The sequence below is a fragment of the Variovorax sp. GW822-FHT04E09 genome, from assembly GCF_058800845.1.
Genome location: NZ_JBXAMR010000001.1, coordinates 1,171,760 through 1,189,599, shown reverse-complemented (window position 1 = coordinate 1,189,599; position 17,840 = coordinate 1,171,760). Strand labels below are relative to the sequence as shown.

The window sequence follows — 17,840 nt, the reverse complement described above, 5'->3', positions numbered from 1 at the left end:
ACGACATTCCGGGGCGCGCAGTTCCGTCTTTGTCTCAGAGCTTTCGTGACTGTCCGATGCCCCCTCTGCTGTTGTCTTCTGCCGGCCCCCGCCCGTGGGCGTCGTTCCTGCTGGCCACGGCGTTCGCCGCCCTGGCCGGTGCGGCGCATGGCGCGCCGCCCGAGGCCAATGCCAGTGGCGTGTTCCTCAACACCGCCGGCGACGTGCTGACCGCGCGCCATGCGGTGGCGGACTGCCGTTCGCTGTTCGCCCTCAAGGACGCGCAGGTGGCGCAGGCCCGGGTGATCGCCGAGAGCGCCGAGCTCGACGTCGCGGTGCTGCGCACCACCCTCACGCCGTACCTGCACGCCACGCTCGCGGCGGACGCGCGCACGCCGGCCCCGGGCAGCGTGGGCGTGTTCACCGAGGCTTATGCGGTGCTGCAGCGCATGCCCGATCGCGCGGCGTTGCTCAGCAACGCCATGACCGTGCCTGGCGTGGAAGGCCTGCAGCTGCTGTCGGGCGTGCAACCCGGCGCCAGCGGCAGCGCGGTGCTGGGCGCCGATGGCCTGCTGCTCGGCGTGGTGGTCGAGCGTGTCGCCGCCGCGCCGCATGCGTCGGGCATGGTGCTCAGCCGCGCGGCCTCGGCCGCGGGCGTGGCGGGCGGCGTGACGCGGGTGCGCGCGGTGCCGGCGGCGCGCCTGCGCGACTTCCTGGATGCCCACGGCGTCGCCTACACGCACAGCCGCGAACCGCAGCTCGGCCCGCAGCAATCGCCCGCTGCGCGGGCCTCGACCCTGTCGGTCGGCGTGCTGTGCGGCTGAGCGTCCTTCTTCGACTTTTTCATTGGAACTCCCATGACCTTTTCTTTCGGCAAGACCCGCGGCTGGCGCCGCCTGCGCCTGGCGCTCGGCGGGCTCGGCCTCGGGCTGTCCGCCGCCGCCGCGCCCCTGGCCGCGTCGGCGCAGGCCCAGCCGCAGGTGCCGCAGCACTGGATCAGCTACGCCAACCTCGCCAGCAACCAGCTGCAGTCGTCGCTCAGCGACCCGGCCAGCGACACCGTGGTGCGGCTGCACACCTGGATGCAGGAACGCATGCTGAAAGAAGGCCAGCCCGTGCCGCCCGCGCCGGTGGTGGTGCGCGTGTGGGTCGCGGGCAGCGGCAAGGTCGAGCGCGTGGCCTTCGATTCGCTGGGCGACGCGCAGGCCGACACCGACCTGCGCGCGCTGCTCACCGCGCAGCCGCTGGCCGAACCGCCGCCGCGCGACATGCGCCAGCCGATGGTGCTGCAACTCACGCTCAGCTTTGTCGCGCGCACCTGACCGATCGCGCCGCCGCCGCCTGATCTGTGTGGCGCTGCTGGGCCTTGCGGCTGCAGTACCGCTGCACGCCGCCATGCCGTGGCCCGTGCCGGGGCTCGCGGCGCTGGTGAAGGCCTTCGGGCCGGCCGTGGTCCACATCGGCGTGGAGCGGCCGTCGGTGCCGGCGCGCCGCTTCAGCGACCGCTGGCTGCTGCGCGCACCGCCGGCCGAGGCCGATGAAAGCAGCCTGGGCAGCGGCTTCCTCGTGAGCGCCGACGGGCTGATCCTCACCAACGCGCACGTGGTCGCGCACGGCACGCAGATCCGCGTGAAGCTGCCCGACCGGCGCGAGTTCCGGGCGCGGCTCATCGGCCTCGACGCACTGGCCGACGTGGCCTTGCTGAAGATCGACGCAACCGGCTTGCCCACGGTGCGCATCGGCGATCCGGCGGACGTGGAGCCCGGCGACGGCGTGGCGGCCATCGGCTCGCCCTACGGCTTCGGCAACTCGGTGACGGCCGGCATCGTCAGCGCCAAGGGGCGGCTGCTGCCGGGCGCCGAGTCGATGCAGTTCCTGCAGACCGACGTGCCGATCAACCCGGGCAACTCGGGCGGGCCGCTGTTCAACCTGCGCGGCGAGGTGATCGGCATCAACTCGCGCATCTACAGCCGCAGCGGCGGCTACCAGGGGCTGTCGTTCGCCATTCCCATCGACGCCGCCATGCGCATCAAGGACCAGCTGCTGGCCACCGGCACCGTCACGCGCGGGCGCATCGGCGTGTCCGTGCAGGAGGTGGGGCAGGCGCTGGCCGACACCTTCCGCCTGCCGCGCCCGGCCGGCGCGCTGGTCACCGACGTCGAGCCGCGCGGCGCGGCGGCGCGCGGCGGGCTGAAGACCGGCGACGTGATCCTGTCGGTGCAGGGCCGCGAGGTGGTGCAGGCGGCCGACGCGCTGGGCTTCATCGCCGAGCAGGTGCCGGGGCAGCGCGCGCGCCTCATGGTGTGGCGCGACCGCGCCGAGCACGTGGTCGAGGTGAAGGTGGAGGGCTACGACACGCCGCGCCTGCAAGGCGATGCGGCGGCAGCGGCCTCGGTGCCCTCGCGCCTGGGCTTCGCGGTGCGCCCGCTGGCGCCGGCCGAGCGGCAGTTCCTGCGCGTGGAGGGCGGGCTGCTGGTGCAGCGCGTGAACGTGGCGGCGTCGCGCGCGGGCGTGCAGCCGGGCGACGTCATCCTGGCGCTCAACGGCCAGCCGATCGACAGCGCCGAAGCCCTGGCCCAGGCGCTGGAAGGGGCCGACGGCACGGCGGCGTTGCTGGTGCAGCGCGCGGGGGCGAGGATCTTCGTGCCGATCTGCGCGCAGGCCGGGTCGCCGAAGTGCTGAGAAGGGCGTCGCGCTGACCGGCCGCGTCATTCGAGCGTCACGAAGCGAACCTAGCATCCGCTTCGACATGCCCCCCGGGCGGCGGCTTTCGCCGGGCGTATCGAACTCATGCGGCATGCACCTCCTTCCTTTCCTCTCGTCTCCCTGGTCGGCATCGCGCTGGTCGCCTGCATGACCGGGCCGTGGATGAGCGCCCGCGCGCAGTCCGACGCGGCGCCGCTTCGGCCGCAGGCCGCGCGCATCGCCTTCGACATTGCGGCCCAGCCGCTGGCCGCCGCGCTGGAGCAGTACGGCCGCGCGACCGGGCTGCCCGTGTTCTTCGATGCCGAACGCGTGGCCGGACGTCACGCCGCGCCCGTGCATGGCCTGTTCGATGCGCAGGCCGCCCTCGATGCGCTGCTCGCGGGCACGGGCCTGGTCGCCGACGACGCCGGCGTGGGGGCCACGACCGCCTTCGTGCTCCGGCTCGCGCCGGGCGTGCCCGCGCCGGCACGCCCGGCTGATGCGGTGCAGGCCGCGCCCGCCACCGCGCACCGCGGCTACGACGGGCTGGTCCAGACCCGCGTCTGGGAAGCCCTGTGCGCCCACCCGCGCGCAGCACCGGGCGGCTACCGCGCGGCGATGCGCTTCGTGATCGACGGCACCGGCCGCATCGCCCATGCCTTCCTGCTGCACACCAGCGGCGAGCGCGCGCGCGACGACGCCATCCTCGACACGCTGCGGCAGTTGCGCATCGACCGCGCGCCGCCGCCGGACATGGCGCAGCCGCTCACGATGCTGATCCTGCCGCGCTCGCAGACGCCGGGGCTCGAGTGCCCGGTGCGGCACTGACGCCACCGCCATGCCCGAGAACGCGCTGCCCGCGTTGCGCGACTTCCTGGTCGCGCGCTACGACGAGCTCAAGCAGCGGCTCGCGCGGCGGCTGGGCAACGCCGAGCGCGCCGGCGACGCGCTGCAGGACACCTGGCTGCGTCTGGAAAGCCGCGACGACATCGACGGCGTGCACGACCCCGCCGCCTACCTGCTGCGCGTGGCCGTCAACCTGGCCTACGACCAGGTCGCGAAGCAGGGGCGCCTGGCCACGTCCGACGAGATCGAGGCGCTGCTCGACGAAACGCCCGACCCCGCGCCGGGGCCCGCGCAGATCGCGCAGGACCGCGCGGAGCTGGCCGCGCTGCGCGCGCTCATCGAGCGGCTGCCGCCACGGCGCCGGCAGGTGCTGGTGATGGTGCGCTGGCAGCACCTGCCGCAGCGCGAGGTGGCGGCGCGGCTCGGCATCTCGCTGCGCACGGTGGAAAAGGAACTCAAGGAAGCGCATGACCACATCGCCGCCCGCATGGGTCGAACGCCCGAAGCAAAGGAGCCGCATGAAAAATAAAGTGCGGTTCACCGCGTCGAGAGCCGTCTCATGGGTATGCGACATCTTTCAGCGCGCACGGGTTGAAGCCCCGATGACCCCGCCCGATGCACACGCCCAGGCCTTGCGCGAAGCGCAGGCCTGGCTGCGCCGGCTGTCGTCCGGCGCGGCCACGCAGCACGACGTCGAGGGCTTTCGCCGCTGGCGCGATGGCAACCCCCAGCACCAGCCCGCGCTGGCGCAGGCCCGGCGCCTGTGGCAAGCGCTCGACCCGGCCATCGGCGGCATGCCGGCCGAAGTCCAGCGACCTCCCGTGTCGTCGGCGCGGCCGGTGGCTGCGCGCCGCGCGTTCCTCGGCGCGGCGGTGGGCGCGGCCGGGGCCGCGGGCGTGGCGGTGGTCTCTCCGCCGCTGGGCCTGTGGCCGTCGCTCGGCGAGTGGAACGCCGACTACCGCACGGCCACCGGCGAGCAGCGCGCGGTGCAGGTGGCCGAGGGCGTCGACTTGGTGCTCAACACGCAGACCAGCGTGCAGCGCCGCAGCGTCGAGGGCCGCGTCGTCGGCATCGACTTGATCGCGGGCGAGGCGGCGGTCGATCTGGCGGCCGGGCCGCAGCCCTTCGGTGTGGTGGCGGGCGCGGCCCGCAGCGAGGCGCAGGCCGGTCGCTTCGAGGTGCGCTACCTCGCGGGCCGGGGCTGCGTGACCTGCCTCGAAGGGCGCGTGCGCGTCACGCACGCGAAGGGCACGCGCGAACTGCAGGCCGGCGAGCAGGTGCAGTACGACGCGGCTTCGCTCGGGCCGGTGGCGGCTGTGGCCACCCGCGAAGCCTCGGCCTGGCGCAGCGGCGTGCTGGTGTTCCGGCAGACGCCGCTGGCGCACGTGATCGAGGAGATCAACCGCTACCGGCCGGGTCGCGTGGTGCTGCTGGCGCAGCGCCTGGCCGGGCGCGAAGTCAGCGGGCGTTTCGCCATCGCTTCGCTCGACACGGTGCTGGTGCAGATCCAGCGCTCGTACGACCTCGAGGCGCGCGCACTGCCGGGCGGCGTGCTGCTCCTTAGCTGATGAATGTGACAGCCTGATTGGCCCTCGCGTGCGCTCAGGATTGGTCCAGAAACTTAGCGGTTTTGTTTGCGTCTGTCGGTCTGTCCAGTAAGGGGCACGGATTCCGTGCCGGTGCATTTCATTCTTTACCGGGCGTCAGATGAACACACACGAGGGACACCGCAGCCGCCGCCAGGGCGCTGCCGTGCAGGCGAGGAGCTTCCGGATTTCGCCGCTGGCACAGGCCATGGCGCTGGCACTGGCCGCCGGAGCGGCTGCCGCGCCGGCCCATGCGCAGCGCGCCTTCAGCCCGACCTGGTTCAACGCCAAGGGCGCGGCGCAGGCCACCGCCACGGCCACCGGCCTGATGCCCAACGGGTCGCCGGCGGCGCAGCTCACGAGTCCGCTCGCGCAGCAGCAGCGCGCCAGCGAGCAGCTGCAGCAGTCCATCGGCAACCTGAACCTGGCGGCACGCGGCATCGCGGCGCAGCAGGCGGCACAGGCGGCCGCGCGGCGCGCCGCGCAGAACGACCCCTCGGTGCCCGACGGCCTGGCCGAAGGCGGCCTGAAGGTCGACACGAATTCGCTGACTGCCGGCTGGTCGAACGCGCGCGCACTGACCGGTGATTCGCAGCGGCAGGTCGACGGCCGCACGGTCGTCACCGTCGAGCAGACGGCCGACAAGGCCATCCTGAACTGGGAGACCTTCAACGTCGGCAAGAACACCACGGTGGCTTTCGCGCAGCAGAAAGACTGGGCGGTGCTCAACAGGGTGAACGACCCGCAGGCGCGGCCGAGCCAGATCCAGGGCCGCATCAAGGCCGACGGCACGGTGATGGTGCTCAACCGCAACGGCATCGTGTTCAGCGGCAGCAGCCAGGTCGACACGCGCAACCTCGTGGCCGCGGCGGCGCAGATCGACGACGCGCAGTTCCAGGCCCACGGCGTGTACGCCAACGGCAGCGCGCCCAACTTCAAGAACGCGCAAGGCCGCGTCGAGGTGCAGGCCGGTGCCAGGCTTTCCACGCCCGCACCCGCTTCGGCCACGCAGGGCGGCGGCTATGTGCTGCTGCTGGGCGCCGAGGTGCACAACGCCGGCGAGATCGCCACGCCCGGCGGGCAGACGATGCTGGCGGCGGGCGACCACTTCACCATCCGCAAGGGCGTGGGCACCGACGGCAACCTGGGCTCGACCACGCGCGGCAACGAAGTCGCGGTCACGCTGGACACGAACAGCCCGGCGGGCACGGTGCGCAACACCGGGCTGATCCAGGCGACCACCGGCGACGTCACGCTGGCCGGGCGCGAGGTGGTGCAGGGCGGCGTCATCCTGTCCAGCACCTCGGTCAACACCCGCGGCACGGTGCATCTGAACGCGACCGGCGCCGCGGGCCAGGTCAGGTTCGGCGAAGGCAGCACCACGGCCATCGTGCTCGACACCGGTGGCGCGACCGCGCTCGACAGCCAGCGCGCCGGGCTCATGGCGCCGGCGGTCCAGCTGGGCACCGGCGCCATCGTGCTGGCGGGCAGCGACCGCCGCGACCTGTCGCGCGTCGAAGTCGCCAGCGGCGGCACGGTCGAGTTCCAGGCCGGCTCGCTCACGCTGGCCACCGGCGGCCAGGTGGTGGTCGACGCGAAGCAGCGCAGCCTCGTGCGCGAGGGTGCGCGCATCGACGTGTCGGGCGCGGTGGGCGTGAAGCTCGCGATGGAATCCAACAACATCAAGATCAACGTGCAGGGCAACGAGCAGCGCGATGCGCCGCTCAACCGCGACAGCAAGAACCTCAACAACAACGACCTGTGGATCGACCGGCGCTCGCTGGTCTTCGTGCCCGGCGGCACCGGCGGTTACCAGGGCGAACGCTGGTACACCGGCGGCGGCCTGCTCGAGGTGGGCGGCTACCTCGGCACGCAGGCGCACGGCGTGGGCGAGTGGATGGCGCAGGGCGGGGTGGTGGGCTTCAGCGGCGGCGAGCTGGTCACGCAGCGCGGCGCGAGCATCAACATCTCGGGCGGCACGCTCGACGTGCTCACGGGCAAGCTCAACCAGAGCTGGCTCAAGGGCGCCGACGGGCGGCTCTACGAAGTGTCGAAGGCGCCGGGCGACCTGCGCTACACGGGCGTCTACAAGGGCTTCGAAGACGAGCACGCGCGCTGGGGCAAGAAGACGACGGGCTTCTTCTACAACCCGCTGATCGGCCCGCAGACGCGGCTGGAAAGCGGCTACACCGTGGGCCGCGACGCCGGCCTGCTCATCGTCGGCACCCAGGCCGCGGTGCTCGAAGGCGCGATCGTCGGCGAGACCTTCCAGGGCGAGCGCCAGACGCAGGCGCGGCAGGCCGGGCTCGATGGCTACCAGCAGTCGACCGGCGCGGTGGCGCAGCGCGGGCAGCTCGTCGTGGGCCGCTACGACGCCTACTACGACAAGACGGCCGGTGCGATCCACCGGCGGCTCGATGCAGCGGGCATCAAGAACGTGGTGCTCGGCGACACGGCCGAAGGCATTGCGGCGGGGCTCGACCTCTCGACGGTGTTGCCCGCCGAGCGCCGCGACACGCTGGTGCTCGATGCGGCGCAGCTCAGCGGCTTTCGCCTGGGCGCGGTGCGCATCGCGGCCACCGACAGCATCGCGGTCGACAAGGCGCTGCAGGTCGGCGATGGCGGCCACCTCGTGCTGTACAGCCCGAACGTGAAGGTCAATGCCGACCTCGTCGCGCGCGGCGGTGGCATCCAGCTGGGCAACGTGCTCGAACAGGTCAGCCTCAACTACCTGAAGGACACGAGCACGCTCACCGCGCCCGACGGCGGCACGACCTCGGTGGTGCTCGCAGGCGGCGCGACGCTCGACACCCGCGGCCTGTGGACCAATCTGCCGAAGAACCCCGCCGACGCGGGCGGCGTGGCCTACCGCAACGGCGGCAGCGTGTCCGTGCGCAGCACCGGCGACGTGGTGCTGGGCACCGGCAGCGTCATCGACGTGTCGTCCGGCGCGGCGCTGTTGTCGAAGGCCAAACAGCAAGGCGGCAAGGGCGGCAGCGTCACGCTCGAGGCGGATGGCTTCAACACGGGCAGCGGCCATGTCGCGCTCGACGGCGCGGTGCTGCGCGGCCACGGCGTGGACGGTGGCGGCACGCTGACCGTGCAGACGATGCGCGTCGCCATCGGCGACACCTCGGGCACGGCGCAGGCCGACACGTTGATGCTCGACGCCGGCTTCTTCGACAAGGGCTTCAGCCGCTACGCGCTCATCGGCAACCACGGCCTCACCGTGGCCGACGGTGCGCGGATCGACGTGACGATGCCGGTGTACCGCTTCGGCGCCCACGCGCAGGACATCGCCACCGGCAGCCGTCCGGCCGACGCGCTCGAGGTGTGGACGCCGCCGCTCTACCAGGAAGACGCGACCCAGGCCGTGCTCACGCAGCGCAAGGGCGCGAGCCTGTCGCTGCAGGCCGGCACGACGACCACGCTCGCCCAGGAGCTGCCGACGGTGCAGGCCGTGGTGGGCAAGGGCGCGGCGATCCATGTCGACCCGGGCCAGGCCATCGAGGTGCGCAGCGCCGGCCAGCTCACGGTGGACGGCACGCTGCGCGCGAACGGCGGGCGCATCGTGCTGAAGACGGTGGACATCACCGACCTCGAATCGGACATTGCCAATGCAAGGGCCCATGCCCGCTCGATCTGGATCGGCGGGCAGGCGGTGCTCGATGCGTCGGCGCACGCGGCCACTGCCACGGACACCACCGGCAAGCGCTACGGCCTGGTGCGCGACGGCGGCAGCATCGTGGTCGGCGGCGAGATCGATCCGGTGGGAAGCAAGGCCACCGCGTCGCAGAACTTCGTCGTGGTGCGCCCGGGCGCGCTGCTCGATGCCTCGGGCACGCACGCGGTGCTCGACGTGCCCGGAATGGGCGCCACCGATGTCGCCAGCAACGGCGGCAGCATCTCGCTCGCGTCGTACAACGGGCTGCAGTTGGACGGCACACTGCGCGCCGTCGCGGGCGGCGAGCGTGCGGCCGGCGGCGCGTTGGCCGTGGTGCTCGGCACGCCCGGTCTGCGTCTGCACCTGGACCCGCTGCAGCAGGCGGAAGACCGCGTGCGCCGGCACCGCGTGCTGGTGCTGGGTGTGGAACAGGGCGCACCGCTTGCGCCCGACACCCTGCAAGCCGGCGTCGACGACGGGGCCCTCGCCTACGGTCAGGGCCGGCTGGGCACCGACACGGTCCGGCGCGGCGGCTTCGATACCCTCTCGCTGTTTGCAGGCTCCACGCTCGCCTTCGAAGACGGCGTCGACCTGCGCATGCGGCAGGGCCTGCAGATCTACGCCGGCGGCCTCGCGCTCGGCACGAACGCGCCCGACGACGCGCACGTGGCACTGTCGGCCGCGCACGTGCGGCTGGCCGGCGCGATGCCGTCGTTCTCGCGCGAAGTCCTGAGGGCGCCCGTCGCCGAAGGCGGTGTGGTGCGCGTGCCGTCCGGCGCCCGCCTCGATGTGGCCGGCGACCTGATCGACATCCGCGACGGCATGGGCTTCGGCGTCAACGGCAAGGTCCCCGTGCTCGACAGCGCGAGCGAGTCGCCCGTGGTCGACCTGGCCGCCTTCGGCCATGTCACGCTGGCCAGCAGTGGCGATCTGCGCTTTCTGCAAGGCCGGCAAGACGTCGGCGTTTCCACGAGCCTCGTCGTGCCCGGCAGCCTGACCCTGCGCGCCGCGCAGATCTACCCGGCCACCGGCGTGGTGGCGCTGGTGTCCGCGGGCCTGGCGCCGGACGGCACCTACCGGCCCGACACGGCGCTGCGCATCGAGGGCACCGGCGCGAGCCCGCAGGTGCCGTACTCGGCCTTCGGCGACCTGTCGCTGCGCGCCGGCGTCATCGAGCAGGGCGGTGTGGTGCGGGTGCCGCTCGGGCAGCTGACGCTCGGCGATGCGCTCACCACGCAGGTCAGGCTGCTGCCCGGCAGCCTCACGTCCGTGAGCGGCGAGGGGCTGGACATGCCCTATGGCGGCACGGTCGACGGCATCAACTACCTGTACGACGGCAAGCAGGTCAAGCTCACCGGCGTGGGCGCGGGCGACACCTACAAGCGCAACCAGACGATCGGCCTCACGTTCATGGGGGCCAGCGTGCAAGGCCAGGAAGGCGCCACGCTCGACCTGTCGGGCGGCGGCAACCTCAGGGGCGCGGGCTTCGTGAGCGGACGCGGCGGCTCGACCGACGCGCGCTTCAGCCCGCTGATGCAGGTCGGCGCCCGCGGCGGCTTCACGCTGCCGGGGCTCGCGACCAACCCTGTGTATGCCATCGTGCCCGGCGTGCAGCCGGCGGTGGCGCCCACGGGTGCCGAGAAGGGCGCGGTCGATCCGCTGGTCGGCCAGCACATCACTATCGGCGCCGGCGTGCCGGGCCTGCCCGCGGGCACCTACACGCTGATGCCCTCGACCTATGCGCTGCAGCAGGGTGCCTTCCGCGTGGAGCTGAACGGCGCGGCCGGCCTGGGCGCGCCCACCGGCACGCTGGCGATGCGCAACGGTTCGTGGCTCACGGCCGCGCAGCTGGGCGTGGGCCGCACCGGCATCGGCGACACGCTGTTCCGTCAGGCGATCGTGACTTCGGGCGAGGTGCTGCGCAGCTACTCGCAATACAACGAGATGGGCTACGGCGACTTCGTGCGCGCCGACGCGCTGCGCGTGGGCGTGCCGCGCGCCATGCTGCCGGCGGACGCGCGCAACCTGCACCTGAAGCTCGCGCCCGGCGCGGGCGCCGAGGCCTTGCGCTTCGACGGCACGGCGCGCTTCCAGGTGGGCGAGGGCGGGCGGGGCGGTTCCGTGGTGGCCACGAGCAGCGAGGAGCAGCTCGGTCTCGAGATCGTCGCGGCCGGCGCGCCGGCGACGGCGGGCTTCCAGGGCGTCACGCTCGATGCGGGCGCGCTCAGTGGCATGGGCGCGTCGCGCCTGGTCATCGGCGGGTTGCAGGGCGCCGACTATGGGCAGAGCGGCAACGTCATCCAGACCGGCGACGGCGGGCAGAGCGTGGTGCTTCGCCAGGGGGCGGTGCTGTCCGCACCCGAGGTGTTCCTGGCCGCGGTGGGCGCGACCGAGGGCACGCCGCTCGGCGTGGTGGTCGAGCAGGGCGCGCGCATCCACACCCTGGGCCGTGGCAAGGCCGCCTACGATGCCGGCGACGGCTTCGTCTACGCCGCGACCGGCCAGATGCTGATGGTCTCCAACGGCCGGGTGAGCACGCTGCCGGTGCCGCAGACCCAGGCCACCTCGGACAACCGCAGCCTGCAGATCGGCGTGTGTGCCAGCGCGTCGTGCAGCGGGCAGACCGAGCTGTATTCCGAAGGCACCATCGCCATGGTGACGCCCGACCGCTTCGAGATGAACGAGGCGGTGCGCTACGGCACGCGCCACCTCACGCTGGCGGTGCGCGGCATCAACGTGGGCGACAGCGCCGCGCTGGCCGCCGCCGCGCAGAACCACACGCTGCCGCCGGGACTGGCCATGAGCCAGGCCCTGCTCGACCGCCTGCTGCGCGGCGACCGGCAGTACGGCGCGCCCGCGCTCGAAACGCTGGAACTGAGCGCCAGCGGTGGCGTCAACTTCTTCGGCACCGCGGCGCTGGACACCATCGACCCCGCCACCGGCAAGGCGACGATGGCGCAGCTGGTGCTGGCCACGCCTGCCATCTACGGCCAGGGCGGCGCGGACGACGTGGCCACCATCCGCACCGGCCGCCTGGTGTGGCAGGGCGCGACCACGGCGCCGTCGGCCGTGGTGCGTGGTGGCGCGGGCACCGGCAGCGGCACGCTGAACATCGAGGCCGAGCACATCGAGTTCGGCTACGGCCCCCACAGCCAGCCGAGCGGCCTGGAAGACGCGGGTCGCCTGGTGCTGGGCTTTGCCGACGTGAACCTCAAGGCGTCCGAGCGCGTGAGCGCCAACCACAAGGGCAGTCTCTCGGTCTACCAGTCGCAGGGCGCGTACGAAGCGGGCAAGGGCTACGCGTACAGCGGCGGCAACCTGCGCATCGTGGCGCCGCTGCTGACGGGCGAGGCGGGCTCGGTGAACCGCATCACGGCGGGCGGCACGCTGCGCGTGGCCGCACCCGCGGGCGCGTCGGCGGCGGCCACCGGCGATGCCGCGCTGGGCGCCGAGCTGAGCCTGCGCGGGCGCGAGTTGACGCTGGACACCGCCGTGGCGCTGCCCAGCGGCAAGCTCACGCTGAGCGCCGAACGCGACCTCGTGCTGACCGACCGCGCGGTGCTCGACCTGTCGGGCCGCGAGGTGGTGTTCAACGACCTGAGCAGGTACAGCGCCGGCGGTGACGTGGTGCTCGAAAGCCTGCACGGCAACCTGCGGCAGGCGGCGGGGTCGGTGATCGACATCTCGGCGCAGAACAACCGCGCCGGCACGCTGAAGGCGATGGCGCTCGACGATGCCGCCGGCACGGTCGACCTGCAGGGCCGCATCCTCGGCGCGAGCAGCGGCCACTACGACGCGGGCGGCACGCGGGTGCCGTTCGCGGCAGGCAGCGTGGACGTGCGCGCGCGGCAGCTCGGCGATGCCGAATTCGCGGCGCTCAACCAGCGGCTCAACGATGGCGGCGTGTTCGGCGCGCGCAGCTTCCAGCTGCGCCAGGGCGACCTCGCCATCGGCGACGGCCTGAAGGCCGGCGAGGTGAACGTGTCGCTCGACAACGGCAGCCTCACCGTCACCGGCACCATCGACGCGAGCGGCGAGCGCGTGGGCCGCATCAGCCTGGCTGCGAAGCACAACCTCACGCTGGCCGGCAGCGCGGTGCTCGATGCGCACGGCCGCACGCTGCGCGTGGACAGCCACGGCCAGATCATCGATTCGCCGAACCGCGCGATGGTCGAACTCACGTCGAACGACGGGCAGCTCACGCTGGCCTCGGGTTCGCGCATCGACCTGCGCCACGGCACCGACGCCCAGGTGGGCGGCGAACCGGGCCAGAACGACGGCAGGGCGCGCGGCACGCTGGAGCTCAACGCGGGCCGCACCGGCGAGACCGTGGGTGACATCCGCATCGACGCCAGCGGCAGCATCGCCATCGAGGGCGCGCGCTCCATCGCGGTGAACGGCATGTGGCGCTACGACGATGCCCGCTTCGGCACCGACGCCGCAGCCACCGGCCGGCCCTACCAGGTCATCGACCAGGCGTACCTCGACGCCAAGCACCTGCAGAGCACCGTCTTCATCGACAACGCGCTGGCCAACGGCGCGCTGATGAACGGCAAGCTCGCAGGCCTGAACAACGCGCGCTATGCCGACGCCTTTCATCTGCGCCCCGGCGTGGAGATCGTGAGCAAGACACCCGACGGCGACCTGGTGGTGCAGGGCGACATCGACCTGTCGGGCTACCGCTATGCGAGCGCCAACCCGCACACACCAAAGACCGGCGTGTACGGCTCGGGCGAGGTGGGCACGCTGGCCCTTCGCGCGGGCGGCAACCTCGACATCTTCGGCAGCATCAACGACGGCTTCGCGCCGCCGCCCGCCACGCCGGACGACGGCGGCTGGCTGCTGCTGCCGGGCGTCAACCTGCTGCGCGGCGACACCGTGCTGCCGCGCGGCGGCGTGGTGCTGGCCGACGGCACGACCTTCGAGGGGGGCGCCGGCACGCTCAACTACGACCTGCCGATCAAGTCGACGCTCTTCGTGGCCGGGCAGGTGATGCCGGTGGCCAGCGTGCTGGCCAAGGCGCTCGAACTGAAGGTGGGCACGGTGCTGAGCGCCGACGTGCGAAACGCTTCGGGCGCGCTGCTGTTCGCGGCGGGCAGCATCGTGAGCGGCGCCAACGTGACGCTGCCGGTGGGCACGCGCCTGGGGGCCGGCATGCGCCTGCCGTCGGCAGCCACGCTGTCGGGCGTGGTGTGGCCCAAGGGCGTGCTGCTGCCCGGCGATGGCAAGAAGTTCGTGCTCAACGGCGCCCTCACGCTGCCGCTGGGCGCGCTGCTCCCGGCCGCGACCAACATCAAGCTGCCCGGCGGCGTGACTTCGGTGAACCTGCGCCCGGACGGCGCCGGCAGGCTGTGGGCCGCGGCGGCGATGCTGCCCGAAGGTTCGCAGTCGTGGTCGGTGCGGCTGGTGGCCGGCGCGGACCTGGGCGCGGCCGACAACCGCATCGTGCAGGTGCATCCGGCGGCGGGCCGGGGCGACCTGCGGCTGGCGGACAGCCACTACGGCATGTTCGGCAAGCTGAAGCCCGGCGGCGAGGTGTGGAGCGTGGAAGGGTCCATCAACTTCGTGGGCGACGAGAGCATGGCTGGCAAGCCCATCGATTTCGCGGACATCCAGTACCCGGAGCTTTGCGTGGACCTTCCCAGCTATTGCGTCATCACCGCCCCGGAGTACAGCTACCTGCCGGGCAGCACGCGCTTCAGCGTGGTGCGCACTGGCGCGGCCGATCTCGACCTGCTGGCCGCTGGCAACCTGCGCATGGATTCGCTGTTCGGCGTGTACACCGCCGGCGCCTCGTCGCAGGCCACGCGGGCCGGCGACCCCTACAACCTGCCGCGCGCGGTGGGCGCCAAGGGCACGGTGCTCAACGACGCGAGCGGTGGCTACGAGAAGTTCGTCGATGGCGGCACGCAGAACCTGGCACGCGCCTGGTACCCCGCCTCCGGCGGCAACCTGACGCTCAAGGCCGGCGGCGACCTGACCGGCGACACGATGCTGGTCGCCGGGGGCAGCGGCTATGGGCGGCCGAATCCTGCCGACAAGGGCTTCAGCAGCGGCGCCATCGGCAACTGGCTGTGGCGCGAGGGCACGGGCGACAGCTTCGGCGGCGCGCAGGACCAGCCCACGGCGTGGTGGATCAACTTCGGCTCGTATGTCGGCACGACCGGGGCGGCCGACAAGTTGCTCGGCTTCACCGGCTTCGGCACGCTGGGCGGCGGCGACCTGCGCGTGGACGTGGGCGGCAACGCGGGGCTGCAGGGACGGCGCGGCGCCAAGACAGATTCGTACGCCGACAACCGGCGCAGCCAGGGCCTGGTGCTGGCGGTGGGCGGCACCGGCCGTGTGCTGGCCGACGGCAGCCTGAGCCTGACGGGCGGTGGCGACGTGCTCGTGCGCGTGGGAGGCGCCTTCAATCCGCTCCACACGCCCTACGTCGAGGGTGCCGGTGGCGACTCCGACGCCGGGCTCAACGGGGCCATCGTCAACCTTCGGGGCGACGTGCAGCTGCAGGCAGGCACCCTCGGCAGCCTGCCCCGGGTCTATGGGCTCTCCGAGCGGGCGCAGTCGCCCCGCGAGACCCGCGCCTACGACCTTTACACGGCAACCCGCGGCATGGCGCAAGGCGGCATCGTGTTGGCCCCGGGCGATGCGAACTACACGCTCGCCACGCGTGGCGACCTGGTGGTCAAGGGGGTGATCGATCCGACGCGCGTCGACCTCCCCAATGCCACGCCGTTCAGCGCCAACGGCCTGGAAGGACGGGGCCAGAGCTGGTTCACCCTGTGGACACCGCACACGGCCATCCGCCTCTTCGGCGCAGGCGGCAACCTGGTGCCGGTGACGGGTGGCGCGGGCGTGCCCGTGACCGACTCGGCCTTCGTGTACCCCTCGATCCTGAGTGCGGTGGCCGCCAGTGGCAGCCTGTTCTATGGCGATGCGGCGACCTTCGACAACACCGGCACGGGCACGCCGCTGGTGCTGGCGCCCTCGGCCCACGGCATGCTGGAGTTCCTGGCCAGCGACTCGATCTATGCGGGAGGCAACACCGTGAGCCAGTCGGGCGCGGCGGCCTCTGCGCTGGCGACGCCGTTGCGTCCGGCCTTCCAGGGCACGACCGGCGATGGCACGGTGCTGGACAACCTGTCGGGCGGCAATCGCCTGGATGGCGGCGGTGTGCGTCCGCTGTTCGCCTTCGGCCCCAACACGGTGTCGGGTGAAGCGGTGGGCACGCAGCCGGCGCGGTTCTACGCCGTGCACGGCGACCTGGTCGGCGTGAGCAGCGGGCGCATCCTGCGCTTCGCGCCGGACGACGCGACGCGTGCCGGCCAGACCTGGTACGAGGGCGCGCAACCGGTGTGGATGATGGCCGGGCGAGACATCGTCGCGAGCGGCACGCCCGTCGGCCAGGCCGAGGATTCGGGCGGCATTGCGCAGACCTACTTCGCGAGCAGCGGCAACCTGTTCGCGCACCAGAAGCCGGGCGGCATCTCGGTGGTCTCGGCAGGCCGCGACATCCTGTTCAGCACCTTCAACGTGGCTGGCCCCGGCACGCTGGAGATCACGGCCGGGCGCGACATCCGCATGGAGAACAGGGCCTCGGTCAGCAGCCTCGGCGCGGTGGTGCCGGGCGACAGCCGGCCCGGTGCGGGCATCGCGATGTTGGCCGGCGTGGGCGCCCACGGGCCCGACTACGCGGGCTTCGCGCTGCGTTACCTCGACCCGGCCCACCTGATGCAGAGCGGCCAGCCGCTGGCCGACCAGGCCGGCAAGGTGGTGAAGAACTACAACCGCCAGCTCACGCTGGGCGACTGGCTGCGCGCCGAGCATGGCTACAGCGGCGACGACAACGGCGCGGCGGCCTGGATGGCGCAGCGGCAAGCCCGTCTCGACGCGGACACCGGCACGCCGCGCCGCGTGCTCGCCAACGACTACCGGCAGGCGAGCCAGCTGTACCTGGTGAACTGGCTCGAAGCCTCGCAGGGCTACAGCGGCAAGGGCGGTGCACAGGAGGCGCTCGCCTTCTTCAACGCACTGCCGCCGGAACAGCAGCGCAGCTACCTGCGCGGCGTGTACTTCGCGGAACTGAAGGAGGGCGGCCGCGAATACAACGACGAGGCCGGCGTGCGCTACGGCAGCTACCTGCGCGGGCGCAACGCCATCGCGTCGCTGTTCCCGGGAACGAGCTACAGGGGTGACATCACGATGTTCGGCGCGGCCGGCATCAACACGCTGTTCGGCGGCGACATCGCGCTGCTCACGCCGGGCGGACGCCAGGTGTTCGGCATCGAGGGCGCAGCGCCCCAGGCCGTGGGCACGCTGATTCCGGGCGTCATCACGCAGGGTGCGGGCGACATTTCTCTGTACGCGCTGGGCAGCATCCTGCTGGGCCAGAGCCGGATCATGACCACCTTCGGCGGCAGCGTGCTGGGCTGGTCGGCCGAAGGCGACATCAACGCCGGTCGCGGCTCGAAGACGACGGTGGTCTACACGCCGCCCAAGCGCGTGTACGACCGCTGGGGCAACGTGGGGCTGTCGTCGGACGTGCCGAGCACGGGCGCGGGCATCGCCACGCTGAACCCGATTCCCGAGGTGCCGGCCGGCGACATCGACTTGATCGCGCCGCTGGGCACCATCGATGCGGGCGAAGCGGGCATCCGCGTGTCGGGCAACGTGAACCTGGCGGCGCTGCAGATCGTGAATGCCGACAACATGGCGGTGCAGGGCAAGAGCGCCGGGCTGCCGGTGGTGGCGTCGGTGAACGTCGGCGCGCTGACCAATGCCAGCGCGGCGGCCTCGCAGGCCACGGCGGCGGCGCAGGACGTGATGCAGCGCGAGCGCGCGGCGGCGCGCCAGAGCCTGCCGTCGGTGTTCTCGGTGCGCGTGCTGGGCTTCGGCAACGAGCCCGCGTCCGGCGCGCCCGAGGCCCCGGAGGTGCGGCGCAGGCCGGCGGAGCAGGCGAGCTACGACCCGTCGGGCTTCGTCCAGATGGTGGGGCACGGTGCGCTCACCGACGCGCAACTGACGCGCCTGAACGAGCCCGAACGACGCGGCCTGCCGCGCGGCCGCTAGGCGGCGACGCA

The 17,840-nt window shown here is 72.6% G+C and carries 7 protein-coding genes; all 7 read left to right on the top strand.

Annotation, left to right across the window (positions count from 1 at the left end; genetic code table 11):
- Positions 1 to 56 precede the first annotated feature (56 nt).
- The 7 genes from AC1RL8_RS05595 to AC1RL8_RS05565 all read left to right on the top strand — a co-directional run bounded on the left by AC1RL8_RS05595 (position 57) and on the right by AC1RL8_RS05565 (position 17,829).
- Positions 57 to 803: a S1 family peptidase gene (locus AC1RL8_RS05595; protein ID WP_492684147.1), complete on the top strand. Its 747-nt coding sequence runs from the start codon at positions 57 to 59 to the stop codon at positions 801 to 803.
- A 33-nt stretch (positions 804 to 836) separates the two neighbouring features.
- Positions 837 to 1,301 (top strand): YbaB/EbfC family DNA-binding protein, encoded by a 465-nt coding sequence (locus AC1RL8_RS05590; RefSeq protein WP_307585171.1) that lies wholly within the window; start codon positions 837 to 839, stop codon positions 1,299 to 1,301.
- 28 nt (positions 1,302 to 1,329) lie between these two features.
- Positions 1,330 to 2,661 (top strand): trypsin-like peptidase domain-containing protein, encoded by a 1,332-nt coding sequence (locus tag AC1RL8_RS05585; RefSeq protein ID WP_240531137.1) that lies wholly within the window; start codon positions 1,330 to 1,332, stop codon positions 2,659 to 2,661.
- A 108-nt stretch (positions 2,662 to 2,769) separates the two neighbouring features.
- A complete protein-coding gene (locus tag AC1RL8_RS05580) occupies positions 2,770 to 3,492 on the top strand; it encodes a TonB C-terminal domain-containing protein (protein WP_492684145.1) in 723 nt (240 codons plus the stop codon).
- Positions 3,493 to 3,502: 10 nt separating this feature from the next.
- Positions 3,503 to 4,039, top strand: coding sequence for an RNA polymerase sigma factor (locus tag AC1RL8_RS05575; RefSeq protein WP_492684144.1), 537 nt, complete (start codon positions 3,503 to 3,505; stop codon positions 4,037 to 4,039).
- 73 nt (positions 4,040 to 4,112) lie between these two features.
- Positions 4,113 to 5,078 (top strand): FecR family protein, encoded by a 966-nt coding sequence (locus AC1RL8_RS05570; protein ID WP_492684143.1) that lies wholly within the window; start codon positions 4,113 to 4,115, stop codon positions 5,076 to 5,078.
- 139 nt (positions 5,079 to 5,217) lie between these two features.
- Entirely contained in the window at positions 5,218 to 17,829 is a 12,612-nt protein-coding gene (locus AC1RL8_RS05565; RefSeq protein WP_492684142.1) for a filamentous hemagglutinin family protein, read from the top strand.
- Positions 17,830 to 17,840 lie beyond the last annotated feature (11 nt).